Raw genomic sequence first — 24,092 nt, forward strand, 5'->3', positions numbered from 1 at the left:
GCTGCAGCTGGATGGCTTCTACCAGTATCCCGGACGGGCCGCCCGTGAGTTGGCCCGCCTGACGCTTAACGATCGCCATCTGACCCTGATGCAGGACGGTCATCAGCAGGTGCTGCTGCTGAAAGAGGTGCAGGTCTCTGACGCACTGGGCACCATTCCGCTGACTCTGACCTTCCCGGACGGCGGCCGCTTTGTACCGCAGAGTGACGCACAGTTCCGCCAGTGGTGGCAGCAGCGCCACCGGCCGGGGCTGGTGCACCGGCTGGAACGCTACCGCCGCGGCGTGGCGCTGACCCTGCTGGCGACGCTGGCCAGCATTGCTTTATGGCTGTGGGTGATCCTGCCCGCCGCCAGCGACCTGCTGGCGCGTAACCTGCCGGACGTGGTCGCCCGCCAGGTAGGGCAGCAGACGCAGACCCTGCTGCGGCACGGTGGATTCAGCGAGGTGACGCTGCCGCCCGCCGAACGGCAGCGGCTGCAGCAGCTGTTCAGCAGGGCGATCCCCCCCGAGCTGCGCGACGGCACGCTGCCGCTGCAGCTGAAGGTGATGCACTTCGACGGCGGCGCTAACGCCTTTATGCTGGCCGACGGCACGCTAATCGTCAGCGACGATCTGCTGAAGCTGGCAAAAAGTGACGATGCGCTGGTGGCGGTGATGCTGCACGAGATGGGCCACCATCATCACCGCCATCCGCTGCAGATGCTGGTGCGCTCGTCGCTGGTAACGCTGGGCTATATGTGGCTGACCGGCGACGTCAGCGGCATCGGCGACACGATTCTGCAGTCGGCGGCGTTTGTCGACCAGATGCAGTTCTCACGCGGCATGGAGCGCGAGGCGGACGAGTACGCCATTGCGCAGATGCAGGCGCAGGGCCGCTCGCTGGCCGAGATGCAGGCGATCTACACCCGCCTGCAGCAGGAAGGCGACAGGCAGAGCCACGGCCTGCAGCTGCCGGAGTGGATCAGCAGCCACCCGGATATGCCGGAGCGTATTAAGGCCATTCAGGACGCGCAGCCGAAACCGTAACGCTTTACACCTCTGCATAATCATCCACGCCTGACGAAATTCGTCGGGCGTTTTTTTGCCTCACGAAAACAACAGGCAGTTTATCGCGTCGCGGCTGGAATAGTGTCAGGCAGATTCGTTCGGGTACTGGCGAATAACGGGTTTTAAATTTGTCGCGCGATGTACTACAAATAATAATAAAAATGGATTGTTTACTAATAGCGTGTTCCCTTCCGTTGACCCCATGTTGATGAAATATCAATGCTTCATTGTTAACCTCTTCAGATCGTGGGATTACAAACGCAACGGCACAGGGAGAGGGCGAAGGTATGATGACATTTCTGAGGAAGTGGTTGAAGAACAGGATTGTTTTATCCTGTTTGATTTATCTGCCACTCATATTGTTGATCATCTTTGGTATCAGTATGGCTTATATGCTGGCGAATGTTGCCATGCTGGTATTGGCTGTTGCTGTCGTGTTGATCGTTGTTTTTTCTGTGTCGTCCTGAGACGGGAAGGGCCTTATGATGCAGTTTTTTACGCAAGTGGTTAAAGGATAAATGGATAATTAACTAAGGAGTTTTGCTATGTACTATAGCAATGCAATTCTTACTAAAATGGCGAGTGATAAAATTCTCGCCAGAAAGCTGGAAGATGCAATTTCAGGAGTCAAAGATCAGGCCACAGATCAACTTGGTCGACTTCAGGGTGGGGCTACCCGGATAGCCTGGCACCTGTCATGCTTTACTGATAATTATCAGGACGTATGTTCCAGGCTAAAAACCGAAGATGTGCGTTTTTTTGAAGGACTCCATCAGTTGTACAAAGATCGAAAGATAATATATGAACTCATAAGAGTTTATGTTGAATTAATTTTAAAAAACAAAACAGATCAAGAACTGAATAGAATAAAACGCCTGCTAATTAAAATGGGAGTCAACATATCAACGAGTTATGCCCAATCCCAGTCATTAACGATGGGGATCACAATGGCCATTTGTCTTGGGTCAAATGTAAGCATCGGGATGGCAAAAACGCTGGGTAAATTTTCGGGTTGGGGCATGGCTGGGATAAGTACTTATGGTTATATACAGAAAGCAGCTGATAGCGCTCAACGATTAAAGGTTATGTGCCCTGCTTATTATTATGCGCTATATATGAGGGGGTTGGAAATGATGTATTTTCTTGTTGAGTCACAGTTTATGAAGGCACACTCCTTCATAGTTAACCTTAAATCATTAGAAGATATTGCTAATGCAATAGCGAGCATGGTGAGGTGAAAATCATGTTTAAATGCTTACTCGGATTTTTGAAATATCAGCTTTTTCATTTTTTTTTGATGTACATCCCTATAGTTCTAACCGTTATTTTTGGTGTTTTCATGGCTCATTATTTTCCTGATATTGCGATGCAGTCGATTGCGGTTTTTTTTATTACAGTTTTAGTTGTTATGTGCTTTCTTACCCGGAAACTTTAAAAGGATACTTATAATGTCAAATCCAGCTCATATCTGGTTAACTGATGAAAATGGTTCACCCATTGTCGGTGGGTGTTTAATGCCTGCAAGACTTGGTTCAATAGAAATAAAATCGCTTACGCATAATGTCTCCATACCTGTCGATCCCAGTTGGGGTAAGCTGACCAGCACGAGAGTACATGCGCCGATCGTTATACAGAAAGAGTTCGACAGAACAACACCGGTCCTTTTTCGTGCCCTGTGCGAAGGGAGAACACTAAAGTCTGCCACGATAAAATTATATCAGATTATTGATGCTGGAATTGAGGAGGAATACTTTAATATCCTCCTCGAAAATGTGAAGGTGACAAATATTGCCCCTTGTTTACTCCCGGGAGGAATGACAAGTACACATATGGAAACCATCGAATTACGCTACGAAGCCATCACCTGGAAGCACACGGGAGGTAATATTTTGTACCGCGATGCATGGAACCATCGTGTAGTCGCCTAAGGCAGCGATAAATTCAGCGATAAAAGGGATCCTGTACAGGGTTTTTAACCAGCCCGAAGCTAAGACCTCTTTTAATCGCGCCATCATCGGCCACCAATAAAAAAGGCGATGCAGGTACTCACCCGCATCGCCCTTTAACCGGCTGGCATTACCTAAGCCTTACAGCGCAGCAATCACGCCCTGCTGCTCGATCAGCTTGATTTTCGCCTGTTCGAAGTCGGCCAGACGCTCGCGCTCTTTGGCGACTACCGCTTCCGGGGCGCGTGCCACAAAGCCTTCGTTGCCCAGCTTGGCGGTGATTTTTTCCATCTCCGCTTCCACTTTGCCCACTTCCTTCGCCAGACGCTCCAGCTCGACGGTTTTGTCGATCAGCTCGGCCATCGGGATCAGCAGCTCGGCACCGTCGACCAGCTTGGTGACGGAAACCGGGCCTTTGTCACCGGCCGGCAGCAGCTCCAGCTTCTCCAGGCGCGCCAGGGTGCGCAGGAAGGTGTGGTTCTGCTGCACGCGGCGGGCCGCGTCGTCGCTGGCGCCGCGCAGCAGCACGTCCAGCGGCTTGGCAGGGGAGATGTTCATCTCGTTACGGATGTTACGCACCGCAACGATCGCCTGCTTCAGCCACTCGGTATCGGCCATCGCCGCCTCGTCAACGCGCGCGGCGTCAAACTCCGGCATCGGCTGCAGCATAATGGTGTCGTCGCTGATGTTCTTCAGCACTTTCACCTGCTGCCAGATGGTTTCGGTAATGAACGGGATAATCGGGTGTGCCAGGCGCAGCAGCGCTTCCAGCACCGTCACCAGCGTGTTGCGGGTGCCGCGCAGCTGGTTCTCGCTGCCGCCGTTCATCACCGGCTTGGCCAGCTCCAGGTACCAGTCGCAGAACTGGTTCCAGGTAAACTCGTAGAGAATACCGGCCGCCAGATCGAAGCGGTAGCTGTCCAGCGCTTCGCGGTAGGCTTTCACCGTCTGATTAAACTCGGCGAGGATCCAGCGGTCGGCCAGCGACAGCTCCAGTTCGCCGCCGTTAAAGCCGCAGTCGTGGCCTTCGGTGTTCATCAGCACAAAGCGGCTGGCGTTCCACAGCTTGTTACAGAAGTTGCGGTAGCCTTCCAGGCGCTTCATATCCCAGTTGATGTCGCGGCCGGTAGAGGCCAGCGCCGCCAGGGTAAAGCGCAGGGCGTCGGTGCCGTGCGGCTCGATGCCGTTCGGGAACTGCTTCTCGGTGCGCTTGCGGATCTTCTCCGCCAGCTGCGGCTGCATCATGTTGCCGGTGCGTTTCTCCAGCAGGTCTTCCAGCGAGATGCCGTCGACCATATCCAGCGGATCGATCACGTTACCCTTCGACTTGGACATCTTCTGCCCTTCGTCGTCGCGGATCAGCCCGGTCATATAGACGGTGTTAAACGGCACCTGCGGCTTGCCGTCTTCATCCTTGATAAAGTGCATGGTCAGCATGATCATGCGCGCAATCCAGAAGAAGATGATGTCAAAGCCGCTGACCAGCACGCTGGTCGGGTGGAAGGTACGTAGCGCTTCGGTGTTTTCCGGCCAGCCGAGGGTGGAGAAGGTCCACAGCCCGGAGGAGAACCAGGTATCCAGCACGTCTTCGTCCTGGCGCAGCGCCACGTCCGGGCCGAGGTTGTTCTCGGCGCGCACTTCTTCTTCGCTGCGGGCAACGTAGACGTTACCGGCGTCGTCGTACCAGGCCGGGATACGGTGGCCCCACCACAGCTGACGGGAGATGCACCAGTCCTGGATATCGCGCATCCACGAGAAGTACATGTTCTCATACTGCTTCGGCACGAACTGAATATCACCGTTCTCTACCGCTTCCACCGCCACTTTCGCCAGCGGGGCGGTGCGCACGTACCACTGATCGGTCAGCATCGGCTCGATCACCACGCCGCCGCGATCGCCGTAAGGAACGGTCAGATCGTGCGGTTTGATCTCGTCGAGCAGGCCGAGCGCGTCGATGGCGGCAACGATGGCTTTACGCGCTGCAAAGCGCTCCAGGCCACGGAACTCCGCCGGGATAGAATCGTCGTGCGCATCGCACTCTTCGCCGTTGGTGTCGTAAACCTGTGCCGCATCGCGGATATCGCCGTCGAAGGTCAGGATGTTGATCATCGGCAGCTTATGACGACGACCCACTTCGTAGTCGTTAAAGTCGTGCGCCGGGGTGATCTTCACGCAGCCGGTGCCTTTCTCCATATCGGCGTGTTCGTCGCCGACGATCGGGATGCTGCGGTTAACCAGCGGCAGCACGAGGAACTTGCCGATCAGGTCTTTATAGCGCGGATCTTCCGGATTGACCGCCACGCCGGTATCACCAAGGATGGTTTCCGGGCGGGTGGTGGCGACCACCAGGTAATCTTTACCGTCGGCGGTCTTCACGCCGTCGGCCAGCGGGTAGCGCAGGTGCCACATTGAGCCTTTTGACTCGCGGTTCTCCACTTCCAGGTCGGAGATGGCGGTGCGCAGCTTCGGATCCCAGTTCACCAGGCGCTTGCCGCGGTAGATCAGGTTCTCTTTATGCAGGCGAACGAACACCTCTTTCACCGCGTTAGACAGGCCGTCGTCCATGGTGAAGCGCTCGCGCTCCCAGTCCACGGAGTTGCCGAGGCGGCGCATCTGGCGGGTGATGGTGCCGCCGGACTCCGCTTTCCACTGCCAGATTTTTTCGATAAAGGCGTCGCGGCCGTAGTCCTGACGGGTTTTCCCCTCTTCAGCGGCGATCTTACGCTCCACCACCATCTGCGTGGCGATGCCCGCGTGGTCGGTGCCCGCCTGCCACAGGGTGTTTTTCCCCTGCATGCGCTGGTAGCGGATCATGGTGTCCATGATGGTCTGCTGGAAGGCGTGACCCATATGCAAGCTGCCGGTGACGTTCGGCGGCGGGATCATGATGCAGAAGCTTTCCTGGCTGGTATCGCCATGCGGTTTAAAGTAGCCCTGCTGTTCCCAGTGCTCGTAAAGCGGCTGCTCGATATCTTGCGGGTTATATGTCTTTTCCATATCTGCTATGTCTTAGGCAATGGGCGGCGTTGCCGTATTCAAGTGGAATCCAACGCTGCGGTACGCTTTATAGCGGTCGCGCGCCAGCTGTTTCAAAGATTCTTCGTAGGGAACGAAGTCTATCACTTCATAGAAAGCGGTGGCAAAATCTGCAAACTGCGGCAGCAGGCTGATCAGCAGGTCGCGCGGGGCGTTGCCGCGGCGCTGCGGCCAGGCCAGCTCGACCGGCGCACCGTATTTCGGGCCTTCCCCCGCCAGATTATGCGGCACAAAGGCGTCGGCCGGGCGCTGCCACAGCGCCTCATCCAGCCGGATCGCCTGGGCTTCATCGGCGCAGGCGATCAGCACCCGCTTGCCTTCACGCCAGCGGGCACCGGCCAGATCGCAGACCAGCGCTTCCTGCGCGCTCAGCCCGTCAACCGGGGTGTCGGTTTCCAGCAGATAGAAGGTGGCGTTTTTCATCAGGGTGCTCGTTTAATCGGGTAAGCGTACAGGGCCGGTGAACCGGCCCTGTACGGCGGTGGCGGCGTTAATCGTCGCCGTTCAGGCCCGCGCGGTTCAGCAGGAACTGCGACAGCAGGGCGACCGGGCGGCCGGTGGCGCCTTTGGCCTTGCCGGAGCGCCAGGCGGTACCGGCCACGTCGAGGTGCGCCCAGTTATACTTACGGGCAAAGCGCGCCAGGAAGCAGGCGGCGGTAATGGCACCGCCGGGGCGGCCGCCGATATTGGCCATATCGGCAAAGTTCGAGTCCAGCTGCTCCTGATACTCGTCGGCCATCGGCAGACGCCAGGCGCGGTCGCCGGCCTGCTCGGAGGCACCGATCAGCTCGTGCGCCAGCGGATTGTGGTTCGACAGCAGGCCGCTGATATGGTGGCCAAGCGCGATGACGCAGGCCCCGGTCAGCGTCGCCACGTCAATCACCACTTCCGGATCGAAGCGCTCAACGTAGGTCAGCGCGTCGCACAGCACCAGGCGGCCTTCGGCGTCGGTGTTCAGCACCTCGACGGTCTGACCGGACATGGTGGTCAGCACGTCGCCCGGACGGTAGGCGCGGCCGCCGGGCATGTTTTCACAGCCCGCCAGCACGCCAACCACGTTCAGCGGCAGGTTCAGCTCGGCGACCATACGCATCACGCCGTACACCGCCGCCGCGCCGCACATATCATACTTCATCTCGTCCATCGCTTCGCCCGGCTTGAGCGAGATGCCGCCGGTATCGAAGGTGACGCCTTTACCGACCAGCACGATCGGCCGCGCATCCGCGTCCGGGTTGCCCTTGTAGTCGATCACCGACATCAGCGACTCATTCTGCGAGCCTTGGCCGACGGCGAGGTAGGCGTTCATGCCCAGCTCTTTCATCTGCTGCTCGCCGATCACCCGGGTGGTGATGTTCCTGCTGTAGGCGTCCGCCAGCTGGCGCGCCTGCGAGGCCAGATACGCCGCGTTACAAATATTTGGCGGCATATTGCCGAGGTCTTTCGCCGCCTTAACGCCGGAGGCCACGGCCAGGCCGTGCTGGATAGCGCGCTCGCCGCTGGTCAGCTCGCGGCGGGTCGGCACGTTAAACACCAGCTTGCGCAGCGGGCGGCGCGGCTCGACCTTGTTGCTCTTCAGCTGATCGAAGCTGTAGAGCGTCTCTTTCGAGGTCTCCACCGCCTGGCGCACTTTCCAGTAGGTGTTACGCCCTTTCACGTGCAGCTCGGTCAGGAAGCAGACCGCTTCCATCGACCCGGTGTCGTTCAGGGTGTTGATGGTTTTCTGGATCACCTGCTTGTACTGGCGCTCGTCCAGTTCGCGTTCCTTGCCGCAACCGATCAACAGGATGCGCTCAGAGAGAATGTTCGGCACATGATGCAGCAGCAGGGTTTGCCCCACTTTGCCTTCCAGCTCGCCGCGGCGCAGCAGGGCGCTGATATAGCCATCGCTGATTTTATCCAGCTGTTCAGCAATCGGTGATAACCGGCGCGGTTCGAAAACACCCACTACAATACAGGCACTGCGCTGTTTTTCCGGGCTACCGCTCTTTACACTGAACTCCATGCATTCTCCTGAATCTTAAAGACAACGGCGGCTGCTGCGGCTAGAATGTAGCGCTTCCGTAACGAAAAGTGCCGTTGCGTAAACGTCGTTTAGTCACGAACGTCAGAGTCAGTTCCGGGGAAGTTTTTAAGTTTTAACCCCACCGGAACGCGATTATTGTCATACTATTTTAGCTATGACATGGGCCATTGATGAGAAAAAATGGCGTATAAGCGATGAAACTAGCGATTTTCCTGCAAAAAGACAAGTTTTCACAGGCGTATTCAGCGTGATCATCATTAGATATCTGGTTAAGGAAACGCTCAAAAGCCAGCTGGCTATCCTGTTCATCCTGCTGCTGATCTTCTTTTGTCAGAAGTTAGTCAGGATACTGGGAGCCGCGGTGGATGGCGAGATTCCAACAAACTTAGTCCTCACCTTACTCGGCCTCGGCGTGCCCGAAATGGCGCAGCTGATCCTGCCGTTAAGCCTCTTTTTAGCCATTCTGATGACGCTCGGCCGGTTATACACCGAGAGTGAAATCACCGTGATGCACGCCTGCGGCCTCGGTAAGAGCGTGCTGGTCAAAGCGGCGATGCTGCTGATGCTGTTCACCGCGCTGCTGGCGGCGGTCAACGTCGGCTGGCTTGGCCCGTGGTCGTCGCGTTATCAGAGCGAAGTGACGCAGAACGCCAAAGCCAACCCGGGCGCGGCGGCGCTGGCCGCCGGCCAGTTCCAGCAGTCCGGTGACGGCCAGTCGGTGCTGTTTATCGAGAACGTTAAAGGCAACAACTTTGGCAAGGTGTTCTTAGCCCAGCTGCGGCCGAACGGCAACGCCCGCCCGTCGGTGGTGGTGGCCGATCAGGGGCATATGAACCAGCGCGCCGACGGCTCGCAGGTGGTGACCCTCGATCACGGTACCCGCTTTGAGGGCACCGCGCTGCTGCGTGACTTCCGCATCACCGATTTTGAGAACTACCAGGCGATTGTCGGCCACCAGACGGTGACGCTCGACCCGAATGACGCCGAACAGATGTCGCTGCTGGCGCTGTGGCGGTCAGACAAAACCGAGTTCAGAAGCGAGCTGCACTGGCGGCTGACGCTGGTGTTCTCGGTGCTGGTGATGGCGCTGATGGTGGTGCCGCTCAGCGTGGTCAACCCACGCCAGGGCCGCGTGCTGTCGATGCTGCCGGCGATGCTGCTCTACCTGGTGTTCTTCCTGCTGCAGAGCTCGCTGCGCTCCAGCGGCAACAAGGGCCGGCTCGATCCGGCGGTCTGGATGTGGCTGGTTAACCTCAGCTACCTGGCGCTGGCGGTGCTGCTTAACCTGTGGGATACGGTGCCGATGCGCCGCCTGCGTGCGCGCTTTACCCGCGGAGGGTCGGTCTGATGTTTGGCGTACTTGACCGTTATATCGGTAAAACCATCTTTAACACCATCATGGCGACGCTGTTTATGCTGGTGTCGCTCTCCGGCATCATCAAGTTTGTTGACCAGCTGCGCAAAACCGGGCAGGGCGAGTACACCGCGCTCGGTGCCGGCATCTACACCCTGCTCAGCGTGCCGAAGGACGTGGAGATCTTCTTCCCGATGGCCGCGCTGCTTGGCGCGCTGCTGGGCCTCGGCATGCTGGCGCAGCGCAGCGAACTGGTGGTGATGCAGGCCTCGGGCTATACCCGCCTGCAGATTGCCGCCTCGGTGATGAAAACCGCCATTCCGCTGGTGATCCTCACCATGGCCATCGGCGAGTTTGTTGCGCCAAAAGGCGAGCAGATGGCGCGTAACTACCGTGCGCAGCAGCTGGTGGGCGGCTCGCTGCTCTCCACCCAGAACGGGCTGTGGGCGAAGGACGGCGATAACTTTATCTTTATCGAACGTATCCGCGACAACAGCGAACTGGCCGGCATCAGCATCTACAGCTTTAACCACGAGCGCCGCCTGCAGTCGGTGCGCTACGCGGCAAGCGCGAAATACGATGCAGGACGGGCGATCTGGCAGCTGTCGCAGGTGGATCAGTCCGACCTCACCGACCCGAAACAGGTGCGCGGCAGCCAGACGCTGACCGGCGAGTGGAAAACCACCCTGACGCCGGACAAGCTTGGCGTGGTGGCGCTGGATCCGGAAGCGCTGTCGATCAGCGGGCTGTATGCCTACACCAAATACCTCAAGCAGAGTGGCCAGGTTTCCGGCCGCTACCAGCTGAATATGTGGAGCAAAATCTTCCAGCCGCTGTCGGTGGCGGTGATGATGCTGATGGCGCTGTCGTTTATCTTCGGCCCGCTGCGCAGCGTGTCGATGGGCATGCGGATGATCACCGGCATCAGCTTCGGCTTCCTGTTCTACGTGCTGGATCAGATCTTCGGCCCGCTGAGCCTGGTGTACAGCATCCCGCCGGTGCTCGGTGCGCTGCTGCCGAGCGCGGCGTTCTTTGCGCTGAGTTTGTATATGTTGCTGAAGCGTCGATAGAGGCGGGGGTTATCCGCTGGCGCGGGGCCATTTTAAGGGCACCCGCCGGCGCGAAGCCGGGCAGGGACGATAAGAGCAGGGGCCGGATTGATACCGGCCCCTGTTTTTTTATATCACCTGCGGCAGCAGCGACAGCAGATAGAGGATCAGCCCGATGACGCCGCCGACCAGCGTACCGTTGATGCGGATGCGCTGCAGATCGGCGCCGATGTTCAGTTCGACCTGGTGCGACATATCGGCGGCGTCCCAGTTTTTCACCGTGTCGCGGATATGCACGCTGAGGAACTCGGCGAACTCCGGCGCGGCGCTGCTGGCCGCCTCTTCCAGATGCTGGTTCAGCGAGGCGCGCAGGGTGGCGTCATTCAGCAGCGCTTCGCCAAACCACTGCCCGGCGGCGCTGATTTTCGCGTGCAGTTTTGAGTCCTCACGCGCGATATCCTCTTTCAGCCAGCCGCGCAGATCGCCCCACAGCTGGCCGATATAGCGGTTCAGCGTTTCGTCTTCCTTCAGGTACTGCTTAATCTCTTCCGCCTTCTGCGCCATCTCCGGATCGCTGCGCAGGCGGACGATCAGCCGCTGCACCGCGCGGTTAAAGCCCTGGCGCAGCTGGTGGTCAGGATCGTTCTCAATCTCGTTCAGAATCGACTGCACCGCGCTGGCCGCCAGTCCGGCGCTCTTCTCGCCCAGCCACTCGCTCGGCAGCATCTTCTCCTTCAGCGGATGCTCGCGCTTCAGCCAGTGCACCACCTGCAGGGCGATAAACTCGTGGGTGGCGGGGCGGTTGACCAGCTGCAGCACCTGCGCCAGCGCGTCGTCCAGCAGCTGCTGGTGGCGGTTGTTCCTGGTCAGGCTCTCCAGCACCAGCGCCGCCGACCGGCTGAGATCGACCTTATCGATCGCCTGGTGAACGGCGCGGCGCATAAACGCCTGAATACGCTGGTCGTCGGCGAGGTCGAGGAAACCGCGCACCATCTTCAGCAGCCAGCCGCTTGCTCGTGCGGCATTATCCGGTGCCGCCAGCCAGCCGGCCAGCATCTGTGCCGGATTGTGGCGGCGGATCAGCTCCAGCAGCGACGCCGTGCTGAGAAACTTGTCCTGCACAAAGGCCGCCAGGTTGACGGCGATACGGTCTTTATTGCGCGGGATAATCGCCGTATGGCGGCCAACCAGCGGGATCGGCACCCGGCGAAACAGCGCGCTGACCGCGAACCAGTCGGCCAGCGCGCCGACCATCGCCGCCTCCGACACCGCCTTCAGCCCGGCGATCCACGGGTTCGGCGCATACCACACCGGCCACAGCACGGTGCCGGTAAACACCAGCATTGCCGCCAGCAGCAGTAAAAGCGGCAGGCGTTTGGCGCGTTTGAGTTCGAGTTCTTTATCCATATTTTCCCAGTTTAATCTATAAATAACCGGCAGATTTCGTGTCGCAGGAAGGCGGCAACCGTGGCAATCCCCGGGAGCTGACATTAGTCAGTGACCGGGGTTGTCGCGGGCAGCCAACGCACCTGCGGCGTGAAAGATGCGGGTTATTTTTTGCGGCCACCCATAATACTGCCCAGCACGCCGCGAATAATCTGATTCGTTACCTGGCGTGCGGCGCTTTTCGCCACGCTCTGCACCACGCCGTCGCGCTTGCCGCCGCGCGGCCCGGTGCTGCCGAACAAAATATCCTTCAGCCCGCCGAGCAGGCCGCCATCCGCTGCCGCCTGTTCTCCGGCCACCGGCGGGGCACCGCTCCTGTCGCCCGCCGCCTGCACGCCCTGCTGCAGCCGTTCGTAAGTGGACTCGCGGTCGATCTCCTCGTCATACTTGCCGGCCAGCGGCGAGTGGTTAAGCAGGCCGTTACGCTCGTCGTCCGTCACCGGGCCCATGCGTGAGCCGGGGGCGATCACCCAGCTGCGCTCGACCACCGACGGGCTGCCTTTGGCATCAAGGAACGACACCAGCGCCTCGCCGGTCGCCAGCTGCTGCAGCGCCTGCTCCGTATCAAAGGCCGGGTTGGCACGCAGGGTCTGCGCCGCCACCTTCACCGCCTTCTGGTCCCGCGGCGTAAAGGCGCGCAGCGCGTGCTGCACGCGGTTGCCCAGCTGGCCGAGCACCGCATCGGGGATATCCGCCGGGTTCTGCGATACGAACCACACGCCGACCCCTTTGGAGCGGATCAGCCGCATCACCTGCTCGATCTTCTGCAGCAGCACCGCCGGCGCCTCGCTGAACAGCAGGTGCGCCTCGTCGAAGAAGAACACCAGCTTCGGCTTGTCGAGGTCGCCCGCCTCCGGCAGCTGCTCGTACAACTCAGAGAGCAGCCACAGCAGGGTGGTGGCGTACAGTTTCGGCTGCTGGTAAAGCTGCTCGGCGGCGAGGATATTGATGGTGCCGCGCCCGGCATCGTCGGTGCGCATCCAGTCGCGGATCTCCAGCATCGGCTCGCCGAAGAAGTGCTCCGCCCCCTGCTGCTCCAGCGTCAGCAGCCCGCGCTGGATCGCCCCCACCGAGGCGCTGCTGATATTGCCGTACTGGTTCTGGAAGGCTTTGGCGTTATCACCGACGTAACGCACGATCGCCCGCAGATCCTTAAAATCGAGCAGCAGCAGCCCCTGATCGTCGGCGATGCGGAACACGATCTGCAGCACGCCGCTCTGCACCTCGTTCAGATCCAGCAGCCGCGCCAGCAGCAGCGGACCCAGATCGCTCACCGTGGCGCGCAGCGGATGGCCGCGCTGGCCGAACACGTCCCACAGCACCACCGGGCTCTGCTGCGGTGACCAGTCGCTGACGCCGATCTTCGCCAGCCGCTCGTTCAGCTTATCGCTGGCAACGCCCGGCTTCGCCACGCCGGTGAGGTCGCCCTTCACGTCGGCCATAAACACCGGCACCCCGGCGGCGGAAAGGCTCTCCGCCAGCTTCTGCAGGGTGACGGTTTTGCCGGTGCCGGTGGCACCGGTAATCAGCCCGTGGCGGTTGGCCATCGCGGGCAGCAGGTGGAGCTGGAGTTCAGGGGTCTGGGCAATCAGCAGCGGCTCGGTCATGGCGGCATCCGTCGGTGGCGTGGCAGGGGAAGATGCCTGTAAGCATAGCAGGCGCTGCGCGGCTCTGAGCACGTTGGCTGCAGGGCGGGCGGGAAAAAGGCGATGCGGATCATATCCCTGGCGGCAGCATCGGCTGAAGGCGAGTTTACCGATCCCGCGAATGCTCCGCGCATTGTGCTGTGCGGGCGGGGAAGATGCGTTGCCGGTATGCCCGGCGCAGCCTGTGGTAGCGGGGAACTGTGCGGAAAGCCGGCTTTACTGACCGTACCCGCAGCAGACTGTGCGTGACGGTGCTTGCCCACATTAACGCTTAGCCGTTATGTTAATCATTCATCAACTGAGCGGGGTATGAAATGGACGCAGCGGTACTGTCGGTGGTTTCAATTGGGGCGGCGCTTGGCTTAGGGGCGATCAGCCCGGGGCCGAGCTTTATTCTGGTCGCGCGCACGGCGGTGGCCTCATCGCGGCGGGCGGGCATCGGTGCCGCACTGGGGATGGGCGCGGGCAGCCTGGTGTTTGCCACCATCGCGCTGCTCGGCCTGCATACGCTGCTTACCGCCGTGCCGGTGCTGTGGCTGGTAATGAAGACCCTCGGTGGCCTCTACCTGCTGTGGATGGCATATAAGATGTTTCGTGGCGCCCGCGAACCGCTGGCTCTTGAACTGCCGGGCAGCAACGGCAAAACCATGCAGCGGGCGTTTCTCACCGCCTTCACCACCCAGATCAGCAACCCAAAAACCGCGCTGGTATTCAGCGGCGTATTTGCCGCGCTGCTGCCGCAGCAGGTCAGCACCGGCATGTTTATCGCCATCCCGCTGGTGGCGATGATGATTGACGGCCTGTGGTATCTGTTTGTGGCTTACGCTCTCTCATCGCGCGGGCCGCGCAACACCTACCTGCGCTTTAAGGCCCCGCTGGATCGGCTGGGCGGCACGGTGATGGCGGCGCTGGGCATCCGGCTGATCGTGAAGTAAGGAGCGGGCGCTTTGCCGCGCTATCCTGCGGTGGCAGGGGCAGTCATCGCCCTGCTGCCGGGATTAACCTGATTTATCCCGACATAAAAAAGGCCACGCAGGGTGGCCGGGTAAAGTCGGGGCGGCAGGGGGACAGCCCCGCCGCTGGTTAAGCGTAGTCAATTAAGAGATAAAGTGCATACCCTGTTTCAGCACCAGATCGCAGGCTTTGGTTTTCACCTGCTTGCCGAGCGGGGTTTCGCCCAGCGACTTCAGGTTCACCTGCTGGTTGCTGCCGGTATTCAGCAGGCCGAGCAGCCCCTGCTGATAGTCGGTGGTTTCCTGCTGCTTCTGCGTATCTTCCAGCCCGAGCTTGCCGAGCACCTGATTTTTCAGCGCGTCGACGTTGTTATCCACCAGATTGTTCTTCACGCAGTACGACAAAATACCCGCCGCGTTGCTCATGGTGCCGGCGCTCAGCGACTGGCTGCCGCCGTTCAGCAGCCCGGCCAGCGCGGTCAGCGAGGTGCCGCTCTGGGCGCTGGTCGCGCCGTTTTCAGCGGTGGTGGAGCTGCCGCCGTTGTTCTGGCCCAGCGCGCTGGCCGCGGAGCTCAGCTGATCCTGCCAGCTGGCAGCGTTCGCCACCCCTGAGAACAGGGCGGAAGCGGCCATCGCGGCGATTAAGAGTTTACCTGCTGCTTTCATTGTTATGCCTTATATCAACCTGCTGTGCTTTGCCGCTGCCACCCGAAGGGGCACGCGGCGACCTGTTCCTCAGACTGCCGCGAAACGCGGAGGTTCCGCAGCCATCCTGCAAGCGGCACGCAAGGTAATGGAATTCAGAGTGTTCTGTAAAGGGGGGTTAAGGGGATTAAGGGAAGTGGGGCCGCGATGCGCGATATTGCCGGCGCGGAGCATGGCGGGCGGTGCCAATGTGAATCCCAGTCCAGGTATCGCCACCTTCAACAGCGGGGCATATCGCAGATTCAGGCCGTGATACCTGCCATCGCCATCGCCATCGCCAGCGCCATCACCAGCGTTGCTCTCTGCGCGGTCGCCCCGTGCCGGGACATATCGCGGAGTTACGTCGTAATACCGGTCATCGCCAGCGCGGCCCCCAGCCCGATCAGCGCCACGCCCAGCAGCCGATCCACGTGGCGCTGATACGCCAGCAGCCTGTGGCGCACCGGCGGCGCGCTGAAGAACAGCGCCACCAGGCTGAACCACAGCCAGTGCGCCGCCGAAATAAACAGCCCGTAGCCGATGCCGTGGCTTAGCGGGCTGCCCGGCTGCACTAGTTGGGTATAGGTGGCGACCACAAACAGCATGGTTTTCGGGTTCAGCGCGTTGGTTAAAAATCCGCTGCGCCAGGCGGCGAACGGCGAGGGGGCCGCACCCCGTGCCTCACTCACCGGCAGCGCGCCGTGGCTGCGCAGCGAGCGCCAGCCGAGATACACCAGATAGCCCGCACCGGCCAGCTTCATCAGCGTAAACAGCAGCGGCGACTGCACGATCAGCAGCGCAATACCGAACAGCGTATAAATCACATGCACCTGCACGCCGCAGGCGATACCAAACGCCGACATCAGCCCGCTGCGCGCGCCGTACGCGTAGCTGTTGCGGGTAATCATGGCAAAATCCGGGCCGGGGCTGATCACCGCCAGAACGGTGATAAAGGCGACGGCTAACAGCTCGCTCAACATAATTAAACTCTCATCAAAGATTGGGGAAGTGTCCGGATTATCAGCCGCTTGCCCGCCCGGCAAAAACGATTTATCGTGATGCCAACCTGTGAGAATTCATCGACTATTATGCCACTGCCGCCGCTCGCCTCATTTCGCTTCTTCAACGCCGCCGCCCGCTGCGGCAGCTTTGTGCAGGCCGCCGCCGAACTGCACGTCACCCACGGCGCGGTCAGCCGCCAGGTGCGCCAGCTGGAAGAGGCGCTGGGCGTTACCCTGTTTGAACGCCGCAACCGCGCGGTATTTCTCACCGCCGCCGGGCGCACCCTGCTTAACACCACCGCCCCGCTGTTTGAACAGCTGGAACACACCGTGCAGCAGCTACAGCAGGGCACGCGCCCGCAGGCGCTGACCGTCTCCTGCGAGCCAACCATTGCCATGCGCTGGCTGATCCCGCGCTTACCTTCATTCCAGCAGCAGCACCCTGACATCACCCTGCAGCTGGTGGCCGCCGGCGGCCCGGTGGACTTCGCCCGCAGCGGCATCGACCTCGCGCTGCGCCGCGACGACTTCAGCTTTCACGGCCAGCACGCGGAGAAGATCTGCGACGAGTGGATGGGGCCGGTTTGTCGGGATGTAGGGGGGCTGAAGGGGGATTTGAGCCTGCACGGGCAGCGGTTACTGCACAGCGCTACCCGCCCAGGCGCGTGGCAGCAATGGCAGCAGGTCAGCGGCATCTCCACGGCGGGCAGCAGCCGGGCGGAGTATGAACACTTCTACCTCTGCGCCCAGGCGGCGCTGGCCGGGCTGGGCGTGGCGATGATGTCGTTTCTGATGGTGCAGGACGAACTCAACAGCGGCCAGCTGGTGGCCCCGTGGGGATTTATGCAGGACGGGAGTGGGTACTGGCTGCTGGCGAAGGAGGAGATTACGGCTGGGTCTGACGCGGGGGTGTTTCGGGATTGGGTGAGGGGGGAAGTAGGGGGGAGTTTGAGGGAAATTGTTTAGAAAAAATAAATCAGATTAAAGCTGTTGAATTATCGGATGCTACTTGTGCTTTATATAAATCAATCATGATTTTTAAGTTAACGTCATGGTGTGGTTTCTTAAAAAAAAGAGCTGGATTTTATATGAAAAAATACCGGCTCTATTAAGTTTATATTGGCGTGTTAGCTATTGTATGCTCTATTAATTCTTTTCTCTAAATCCGCCATCATCTTTTTTCCAGGAGTTGCATAGCGAATGCTGAAAAAATGAAGCGCAACGGTTGATATTATACAAGTTTTTAAGAAGATGTCATCTTCCCTTCCATAATAAAAACCTAAGATTAATATCGCGCACCCAGTAATATAAATAACCAGAAAATTACTGAAGTAATCTTTTATTCTGTCCTTGCTGAAACAAAGAGCGCCATATTCATTTACGGTTAGTAAATTTTTGAACTTTGAAAGATAAGTTGGGCTCGGTACATCTGGTGATTTACTTGCAATCATTAATGCCGCTTCTTGTAAAACTGGATTCTCAAATTTTGTAATTTTTTGCATGACGAGTCTTTTCCGTTCTTCAAGTAAGGTTTGTTTCAAATTATCAGTTAAAAAAACATCTTCCAGTCTATGTTTAATGAATTTTAACTTGAAGTTCAATCTGATGTCTGAAATTTCAAATGGATTTATTCCACCGATTATCCATCTTACAATAGGTGCAGCAACTGAAATTAAAAAACATTTAATGACTGCTTCAGTAATGCTCATGCTAATATATCCCCATGGGTTGGTTGTCTTTTATAATATTACGTGAGAAGGTGTTTTAATACTCATGTTTGTTGGGAGTAATGCGTGTCAAACTGAGCCTGCAAATGTTTACGAACGCGGAAGTTAGCCGGAAAATGCCCCAGCGTGGCGAAATAGAGCAGTAACCCCAGTGCCATAATGAAAATACCCATTGGCGCATAAAGTTGAATGACAGCCAACCCTAATACGATAAGTGTAATCCCCATCGCAATCAGCACGCAGGCTTCAATCCTGCGCTGCGAGACCTTTTTGCCGTCGACAAACACCCGCTTATTCTCGTTCAGGCTAAGAATATACTGATGTGGGCGGAAGTACTTCACGTCGAGGATATCGGAGGAGCTGCGGATCACCCCGGCTAGCTCAGCCTGCAACTGCGGGTTTTTGATGCCGTAGGTTTTCTGATTAAGCAGCCGGTGATAGTGCGCCTGATAGTCGGCCCGCTGCTCTTCGCTCATCAGGTTATCCTTCAGCTCGCCCTTGATAAACTTGATGCGGTTATTCAGCGTGTACTGCAGCAGGTGCTCCAGCTTCAGTTCGCTACAGAACCATTTCATCAGCAACGGAATAACCACAAGCAGCAAGACTGCCAGCAGGGTCCACAAGGGATGTTGCTCCAGCGATTGCGTAACTTCAGCAACGATTCCCGAACCGGGAAGGCTCATAACATGTTCTCCTTAACGTTGCCGGGTAACGATGGCGTTAAGCCACTGCGTTGCATTAACCGGCCGGTTATCCGTCGTCTGCCAGCACGAGTCCAGCGACAACTGTGGCAGTTCAGCCAGCAGCATTTCAATCCGCGTTTTATCTAAATCGGTAAAGGTCCGCCCATCGACTTCCCGCTCTTCGCTGCCCAGCTTAAACGACAGATACCATATGCCGCCGGGCTTCAGCGCCCGCGCCAGAATCGCCATCACCCCCGGCAGTTCACTGGCAGGTACGTGCAACAGCGAGGCGCAGCACCAGATACCGTCATACTGCTCCACCGCCGTCAGCTGCTCGAAGCGCAGGCACTGTACCGGCAGCCCGCTCATCGCCGTGGCCCGCGCCACCATCTCGCTGGAGGCGTCAAAGGCATCGACCTGATAGCCGAGCTGGTGGAACGCCTGCGCATCGCGTCCCGAACCGCAGCCGGCATCGAGGATGCGCCCGCCCGCCGGCAACAGCGCCAGGAACGGCTGATACAGCGCAGACATATCAACGTTTACCGTATCGTCAAAAAAGCGCTGTGCGTGGCGCTGGTAGTAATCAATGCTCATCAGAAGGTGGCCTCTCCCTGTGCTTCGGGTTCCCAGGTATGCAGTAAGCTTTGCCGGGCGGTGTTCCAGCGGTCGTTGAGGTACTGTCTGCGTACCTTCTCACTTTTGCCGGTCTGCTCCAGCAGCGTTTCACGCAGCGGCAGATGACTGTTGATAAAGTATTCGTTACGCGTATGCAAGCGGCTCAGCAGCGGCACGGAGGGAATCCGCGCCGACTTGCTGCCGTTGCACGCCCGGCAGGCCAGCACCAGGTTCCACACCCCGTCGAGGTTGCGCAGAATGCCCTGCGGCATCAGGCTCCACGGCAGAAAGTGATCGACCTGCGCCAGCGCATCATCCCCCGACACGATGCTGATGCTGCGATAGCAGTAAAAGCATTTACCCTTCTGGTAGCCGTTCAGGCTGTCGCGGCAGCTGGTTATGGTTGTGCGCCGCAGCCCCTGCCTGCTGAACAGCATCTGGTCCGCGGCGTCGTACTCCACCGCAATCATATTGCGCGACACGCCCAGCGCCCACGCCTGCTCGACCAGCCGCCAGCGCGCTTCGGTTTCCGGCAGCAGGTTTGCAAACTGCTCGCTCTCGGTCAGCCGGAAGAAGTTATCGGTCAGACGGATGCCCTTATGGCTGCGGCGTTCGTCGAGAAAGAAACGCTTGTCGATCTCACCGTTATTCACGTTATGGAAAGCCTCGATCACCGCACCAAAGCCCAGCCTTACCGTTGCCGCCTGCAGCGCAGCCTGATCCAGCTCGCCGCGATTAAAGGCGTTACAGGCGCTCAGGAACTGGCTCTGCTTCGAGGTGTTCTGCTTTGGTGCCTGCTGCAGGTGTTCGCAGATATGCCGGGCAAACGGCAGCGCCAGGTCATCCAGCGTAATCACTTCACTCTGCGCATCGCGCAGCTCATACAGCGCCTTCGCCAGCGCAAACTTGTAAGAGGCCACGTTACGGCCAAACAGAATGATGCCGCGCCAGTAGTTCTCAAGCGTGGAATCGACCTGATAGAAGTGCATGCGGTATCCGTAAGCTACGAAGATTCTTAAGTGAATCGGGTAAGCGGATCTGATAACAAAATGATGGGGATGTAAACCCATGAGGCATGAAGGCGATAAGCCGTTAAGGTGTGTAAGGCCTGCGCGGTCCGCAAGGGAGGGCTGTGACAAAGATCGAGCTGGGATGTAGCTGCCGCTAAGGCTGGGCAGGGCTGGAGCAACGTCGGGGATGCATCAAGAGGAGGATTGGAGCCAAGGCACGATAGGAGCTATCAGCGGAGCCTGGTTCAGTAATGCACGTTTTTTGGACACTCAGCGCAAAGGATGCGGAATCCGGTTGCGTATGCAGGGGGTAACGGTATAATCCACAACGTTTTCCGCATACCCTTCAGTGCCGAAGTGGCGAAATCGGTAGACGCAGTTGATTCAAAATCAACCGTAGAGATACGTGCCGGTTCGATTCCGGCCTTCGGCATTCATTACCTAATTTTCTTATTTTTCAATGAGTTAGAGAAAAAAATTCAATTTCTTTCGCATGTAAGAAATGATCTAAATTCTCACCAGAAATTGCCGCTGTAGTTAGTAGTGGCAGATCAGGGAATACTATCTCATAGCGGCGTGTAGTTCCAAGCTTCAAATACGTATAGTTTTAACTTGAAAGCTATGACGCAGCCCACGTCTCTGAACCATTCCAAAACAGCTTAATCGCACGCATTTAAGCCCGATGTATGGCGTAGTACAGCCCCAAAACAGGTTTATGGTGGTAACGTACCCACACATGATATGCAGGTTCTGCCAGCGATTCAGCCACGCTACCGCAAGGGTACACGGTTATCCTAATAAGTTGGAATCACTCTGGAAATTCGATGAACTCACTACGCACCGCTTGTTGTTCGGACCACCAACGGAGCTTTATGGCTTCTATTGGCAAATATTAAGCATATTCATACAAAACATAAGCGTAGCTTGTCGAAGCTGTATTGAGATCACCTAAAATGGCGTTATAATGAGCAAAACCATGCAATAAGGAAAAAATCATGGGTGCCCGCTCTAACCTTGTAAATTTAGATGCATTAATAAAACGTGCTGATCTGGCTTTGAAAGATGTTAATAAAAGCTCATATGAAACCTTTGCCAGTATACCTGCAAGAGAATTAAAAAGTGGTAACGGAATAGCGGCGTTATTGAAAAAACCTGACTTTCAAAGAGAAACCAATCACTGGAGTCCTGAACAAGTTGTCTCTTTACTTGAATGCTATATTAATGGAGACCTAATACCTTCAGTTATTCTCTGGCGTTCGGCTACGAGTTTATTTGTTATAGATGGCGGCCACAGATTAAGTGCTCTTAGAGCATGGGTTGAAGACGATTATGGAGATGGTCATATCTCTCATCAATTATTTGGCCATGATATTCCTCGCGAACAGCGAAAGGCTGCCGAGAGAACTCGGAAATTAGTTAAAGATCGAGTCGGAAGTTGGGATTACTATCAAAAATTGCTTGTTGATAACTCGTCTTTGACTGACGAGCAAGAGCGGAGAATTGCTGTACTAACTTCTCGTGGCATTTCTGTTCAGTGGGTAGTGGGTGATGTAGATAAGGCCGAAACTTCATTTTTTAATATAAATATGAAAGGGACGCCTTTAGATCCTATAGAAGAAATGCTTTTGAAGAACCGAAAAAAAAGTGTTCCTATCACAACAAGGGCTATTATCAGAGCTGGTAGAGGGCATCGCTATTGGTCAGACTTTGATGAAGAAATCACTCAAAAGCTTGAAGAGAATTCTGCAAAGCTCCATAGAATGTTATTTGAACCTGAAGTGGAAAAACCGATCAAAACATTAGATCTTCCATTAGGAGGATCTCGCGGTGTAAGGACCGCAATCCAAGTTTTGAAAGACTTCCTTATTATTACTGACTGTACGCAGAATGGCGTTCTCAAACGTATTGAAGATTATCCAGATGATGTTCATGGTCAAGATTCTTTACGTTTATTAACGAAGGCAACATATCTCATCAACAGAGTGACAGGGAATGGTGATGGCAGTTTGGGATTGCATCCCGCAATTTATTTTTATGGACCAACGGGGATACATTCAACACCAATGTTTTTGGGTACAGCACAGCTTGTAGCTAAGCATCTTTCAAATAATAACTCGCAATTTTTCAAAGATATAACAGTTGTTAGAGAAAAGCTTGAAAAGACAATGATCGAATATAAAGATCTAATTGCAATCATAATTCAGAAAGCTGGGAGCAATTATCGAGTTCCAAAATACGCAGATTTTCTAAATTGTCTGATTGTTGCTCTAAAAAATGGGGTTGACATCAATGAAGGTAAGTTGGTTGAGCTTGCTGAATTGGAGGGGAGAATAATTTTAGGAGACTTCAAAAGAACATCTTTTAAAATAAATGACGAGCAAAAAAGTAAAGTTTTTATTGATGCTGCTTTACAATATGCTATTAAGTGTCCTATATGCAATGGGTACCTTGATACCGAAAAATCAGTATCATATGATCATATTGTAAGAGTTAGAGAAGGTGGAAATGGTAGTGCTGAAAATGTTCAACTTACTCATCCATATTGTAATCAATCTGTGAAGTCATGAAGAGATTAGAGCGCTTTTATGCGCTCCTTTTAAATCTCTTATGGAGCTAAATTTCCGTGAAGAAAAATGCGATTGAACAAAGGGAAGAGCTCAATCAGGGAAGAGCTAAAGTGTCAGTTCATGGATAAAAAACCTTTAATATCAGATGGTTTCTAGAAAAACGCTCGATTTTTTATTCTAACGAGATAATCTTGAAGTTTTTTGATAAAGGCTTGCTGTTATTTTTTTATTGTTTTCTGAAAAATGTATCGCTCTGTGGCAGTTAGGGCACAAGGCTACACAATTTTCAGGAGTATCCGCACCTCCTTTTGATAGTGGTATAACATGATGCACCTCAAGGTATGGCACACCATACTTATTTTTAAATGGTGCCGGTTTCTCACATGCTTCACAATTTCCATCGCTGAGTTTAATGATATATGCTACTACATCAGGTGACCTGGAGTAGACTATCGCTTGAGTTGTAAGTTTATGTGGGTTAGATACTCCTTCAGGTTTTAGTAATTCCATTTCGAAAATATTTCCGACTCGCTTGGAAAGTTCATCAACATCAGTGGTAGAGCCAAAATTAAGACTTAAATCTCCAAGGGCTATTTTTCTCCATTCATTAGATGATTTTATTTCATCTGTATGAAGAAAAATTCTTTTACTGCCATTTCCTCGTGCTTGAGTTTTTATTTCAGTGCTACTAAAAAATTTTTGTTTTCTGCAAAGATCAAGTCGGAGATTTTCTGCTTGTTGGCCTTCTAAATGAAAGAAGCCATCTTTCGAGTTATATAACTTTCGAGAATTACTGTCAGGGAAATTTTTCATAACAGGTTTTGATGCAAGGAAAACATTGATTTTTTGTATTCCGATTGACTTGATTCTGTGAATGATGACTTTCAAGGCTTCATTGTAATGTGGGTTGTTTTTTTGCCCCCATGACTCAAGAATCAAGCCATTGAGTCCATCAAGTTCTGCGATTATGCACTTTGAATTAAGTTGATTGCCATCAAATCCGATCACGTACATAAAGCTCATTATAACTTTCCCTAATTAAGATAAGTCTTACTTGTCTTATGCATGATATAGCATCAGTTAATTCTTTTCAAAATTAACTTCCCTATTGCATTTATGCTTGTGCAACTATCTTTTTACTTATCATAGCAACGTGAGTTCTCGCTTAGAGTCCTTAATTTCAAACGATGTATTTGCTGTCGCAGTAATGAGATTTGTTACATCCACACAAAATTTATGGCGAACGAATCTGCAGTTTTTACTTCAATGCTCGCACAACTAGTCTTTTTGAGGTAAGTGCCTTT

20 protein-coding genes and 1 tRNA gene are annotated in these 24,092 nt (G+C 55.6%); 9 read left to right on the forward strand and 12 right to left on the reverse strand.

What is annotated here, in order from left to right:
- The first annotated feature begins 1 nt into the window (after position 1).
- The 3 genes from ASF13_RS00600 to ASF13_RS23060 all read left to right on the forward strand — a co-directional run bounded on the left by ASF13_RS00600 (position 2) and on the right by ASF13_RS23060 (position 2,976).
- Positions 2–1,027, forward strand: coding sequence for a M48 family metallopeptidase (locus tag ASF13_RS00600; RefSeq protein ID WP_056232299.1), 1,026 nt, complete (start codon positions 2–4; stop codon positions 1,025–1,027).
- A gap of 566 nt (positions 1,028–1,593) precedes the next feature.
- Positions 1,594–2,286: a hypothetical protein gene (locus ASF13_RS00610; RefSeq protein ID WP_056231284.1), complete on the forward strand. Its 693-nt coding sequence runs from the start codon at positions 1,594–1,596 to the stop codon at positions 2,284–2,286.
- A 210-nt stretch (positions 2,287–2,496) separates the two neighbouring features.
- A complete protein-coding gene (locus tag ASF13_RS23060) occupies positions 2,497–2,976 on the forward strand; it encodes a type VI secretion system tube protein TssD (protein WP_072166246.1) in 480 nt (159 codons plus the stop codon).
- 159 nt (positions 2,977–3,135) lie between these two features.
- On the opposite strand, the gene ASF13_RS00620 is transcribed toward ASF13_RS23060, so the two are convergent.
- The 3 genes from ASF13_RS00620 to pepA form a co-directional block, all read right to left on the reverse strand.
- Positions 3,136–5,991: a valine--tRNA ligase gene (locus ASF13_RS00620; protein WP_056231287.1), complete on the reverse strand. Its 2,856-nt coding sequence runs from the start codon at positions 5,989–5,991 to the stop codon at positions 3,136–3,138.
- A 12-nt stretch (positions 5,992–6,003) separates the two neighbouring features.
- Positions 6,004–6,453, reverse strand: coding sequence for a DNA polymerase III subunit chi (locus ASF13_RS00625; RefSeq protein WP_056231289.1), 450 nt, complete (start codon positions 6,451–6,453; stop codon positions 6,004–6,006).
- Positions 6,454–6,520: 67 nt separating this feature from the next.
- The gene (pepA, locus tag ASF13_RS00630) at positions 6,521–8,032 is read right to left on the reverse strand and encodes a leucyl aminopeptidase (RefSeq protein WP_056231292.1); all 1,512 of its coding nucleotides are present in this window, start codon (positions 8,030–8,032) and stop codon (positions 6,521–6,523) included.
- 268 nt (positions 8,033–8,300) lie between these two features.
- On the opposite strand from pepA, the gene lptF reads away from it, so the two are divergent.
- Together lptF and lptG are read left to right on the forward strand one after the other, a co-directional pair.
- Positions 8,301–9,401: an LPS export ABC transporter permease LptF gene (lptF, locus tag ASF13_RS00635; RefSeq protein WP_056231294.1), complete on the forward strand. Its 1,101-nt coding sequence runs from the start codon at positions 8,301–8,303 to the stop codon at positions 9,399–9,401.
- On the forward strand, positions 9,401–10,477 hold the full coding sequence (gene lptG, locus ASF13_RS00640) for an LPS export ABC transporter permease LptG (RefSeq protein WP_056231296.1): 1,077 nt from the start codon (positions 9,401–9,403) through the stop codon (positions 10,475–10,477). The genes lptF and lptG overlap by 1 nt, the downstream gene beginning before the upstream one ends.
- A 108-nt stretch (positions 10,478–10,585) precedes the next feature.
- Here lptG and ASF13_RS00645 read toward each other — a convergent pair whose 3' ends face one another.
- Positions 10,586–11,863, reverse strand: a complete 1,278-nt coding sequence (locus tag ASF13_RS00645; protein ID WP_056231298.1) for a DUF445 domain-containing protein — start codon at positions 11,861–11,863, stop codon at positions 10,586–10,588.
- Between the two features lie 143 nt (positions 11,864–12,006).
- Positions 12,007–13,509, reverse strand: coding sequence for a helicase HerA-like C-terminal domain-containing protein (locus tag ASF13_RS00650; RefSeq protein ID WP_056231301.1), 1,503 nt, complete (start codon positions 13,507–13,509; stop codon positions 12,007–12,009).
- A gap of 353 nt (positions 13,510–13,862) precedes the next feature.
- On the opposite strand from ASF13_RS00650, the gene ASF13_RS00655 reads away from it, so the two are divergent.
- Positions 13,863–14,483 (forward strand): LysE family translocator, encoded by a 621-nt coding sequence (locus tag ASF13_RS00655; RefSeq protein WP_056231302.1) that lies wholly within the window; start codon positions 13,863–13,865, stop codon positions 14,481–14,483.
- Positions 14,484–14,645: 162 nt separating this feature from the next.
- Here the strand turns inward: ASF13_RS00655 and ASF13_RS00660 are convergent, their stop codons facing one another.
- The gene (locus ASF13_RS00660) at positions 14,646–15,167 is read right to left on the reverse strand and encodes a DUF2501 domain-containing protein (protein WP_056231305.1); all 522 of its coding nucleotides are present in this window, start codon (positions 15,165–15,167) and stop codon (positions 14,646–14,648) included.
- A gap of 377 nt (positions 15,168–15,544) precedes the next feature.
- Positions 15,545–16,162, reverse strand: a complete 618-nt coding sequence (locus tag ASF13_RS00665; RefSeq protein WP_056232304.1) for a LysE family translocator — start codon at positions 16,160–16,162, stop codon at positions 15,545–15,547.
- 111 nt (positions 16,163–16,273) lie between these two features.
- Between ASF13_RS00665 and ASF13_RS00670 the strand changes: the two genes are divergently transcribed.
- On the forward strand, positions 16,274–17,152 hold the full coding sequence (locus ASF13_RS00670; protein ID WP_056231308.1) for a LysR substrate-binding domain-containing protein: 879 nt from the start codon (positions 16,274–16,276) through the stop codon (positions 17,150–17,152).
- Positions 17,153–17,313: 161 nt separating this feature from the next.
- On the opposite strand, the gene ASF13_RS24135 is transcribed toward ASF13_RS00670, so the two are convergent.
- The 4 genes from ASF13_RS24135 to ASF13_RS00685 form a co-directional block, all read right to left on the reverse strand.
- Positions 17,314–17,895: a hypothetical protein gene (locus tag ASF13_RS24135; RefSeq protein WP_146005536.1), complete on the reverse strand. Its 582-nt coding sequence runs from the start codon at positions 17,893–17,895 to the stop codon at positions 17,314–17,316.
- A gap of 62 nt (positions 17,896–17,957) precedes the next feature.
- A complete protein-coding gene (locus ASF13_RS00675; RefSeq protein WP_056231311.1) occupies positions 17,958–18,596 on the reverse strand; it encodes a hypothetical protein in 639 nt (212 codons plus the stop codon).
- A gap of 12 nt (positions 18,597–18,608) precedes the next feature.
- Complete coding sequence (locus ASF13_RS00680; RefSeq protein WP_056231313.1) at positions 18,609–19,190, reverse strand: bifunctional 2-polyprenyl-6-hydroxyphenol methylase/3-demethylubiquinol 3-O-methyltransferase UbiG; 582 nt, start codon at positions 19,188–19,190, stop codon at positions 18,609–18,611.
- A complete protein-coding gene (locus ASF13_RS00685; RefSeq protein ID WP_056231316.1) occupies positions 19,190–20,200 on the reverse strand; it encodes an HNH endonuclease domain-containing protein in 1,011 nt (336 codons plus the stop codon). The genes ASF13_RS00680 and ASF13_RS00685 overlap by 1 nt, the downstream gene beginning before the upstream one ends.
- A gap of 372 nt (positions 20,201–20,572) precedes the next feature.
- Between ASF13_RS00685 and ASF13_RS00690 the strand changes: the two genes are divergently transcribed.
- A tRNA-Leu gene (locus ASF13_RS00690) sits at positions 20,573–20,654 on the forward strand.
- Between the two features lie 562 nt (positions 20,655–21,216).
- On the forward strand, positions 21,217–22,788 hold the full coding sequence (locus tag ASF13_RS23065; protein WP_072166247.1) for a DUF262 domain-containing protein: 1,572 nt from the start codon (positions 21,217–21,219) through the stop codon (positions 22,786–22,788).
- Positions 22,789–22,965: 177 nt separating this feature from the next.
- On the opposite strand, the gene ASF13_RS23070 is transcribed toward ASF13_RS23065, so the two are convergent.
- Positions 22,966–23,811: an HNH endonuclease signature motif containing protein gene (locus ASF13_RS23070; RefSeq protein WP_082502252.1), complete on the reverse strand. Its 846-nt coding sequence runs from the start codon at positions 23,809–23,811 to the stop codon at positions 22,966–22,968.
- Between the last annotated feature and the right edge of the window lie 281 nt (positions 23,812–24,092).

It is taken from the genome of Erwinia sp. Leaf53 (assembly GCF_001422605.1).
Taxonomy (GTDB): Bacteria; Pseudomonadota; Gammaproteobacteria; order Enterobacterales; family Enterobacteriaceae; genus Erwinia.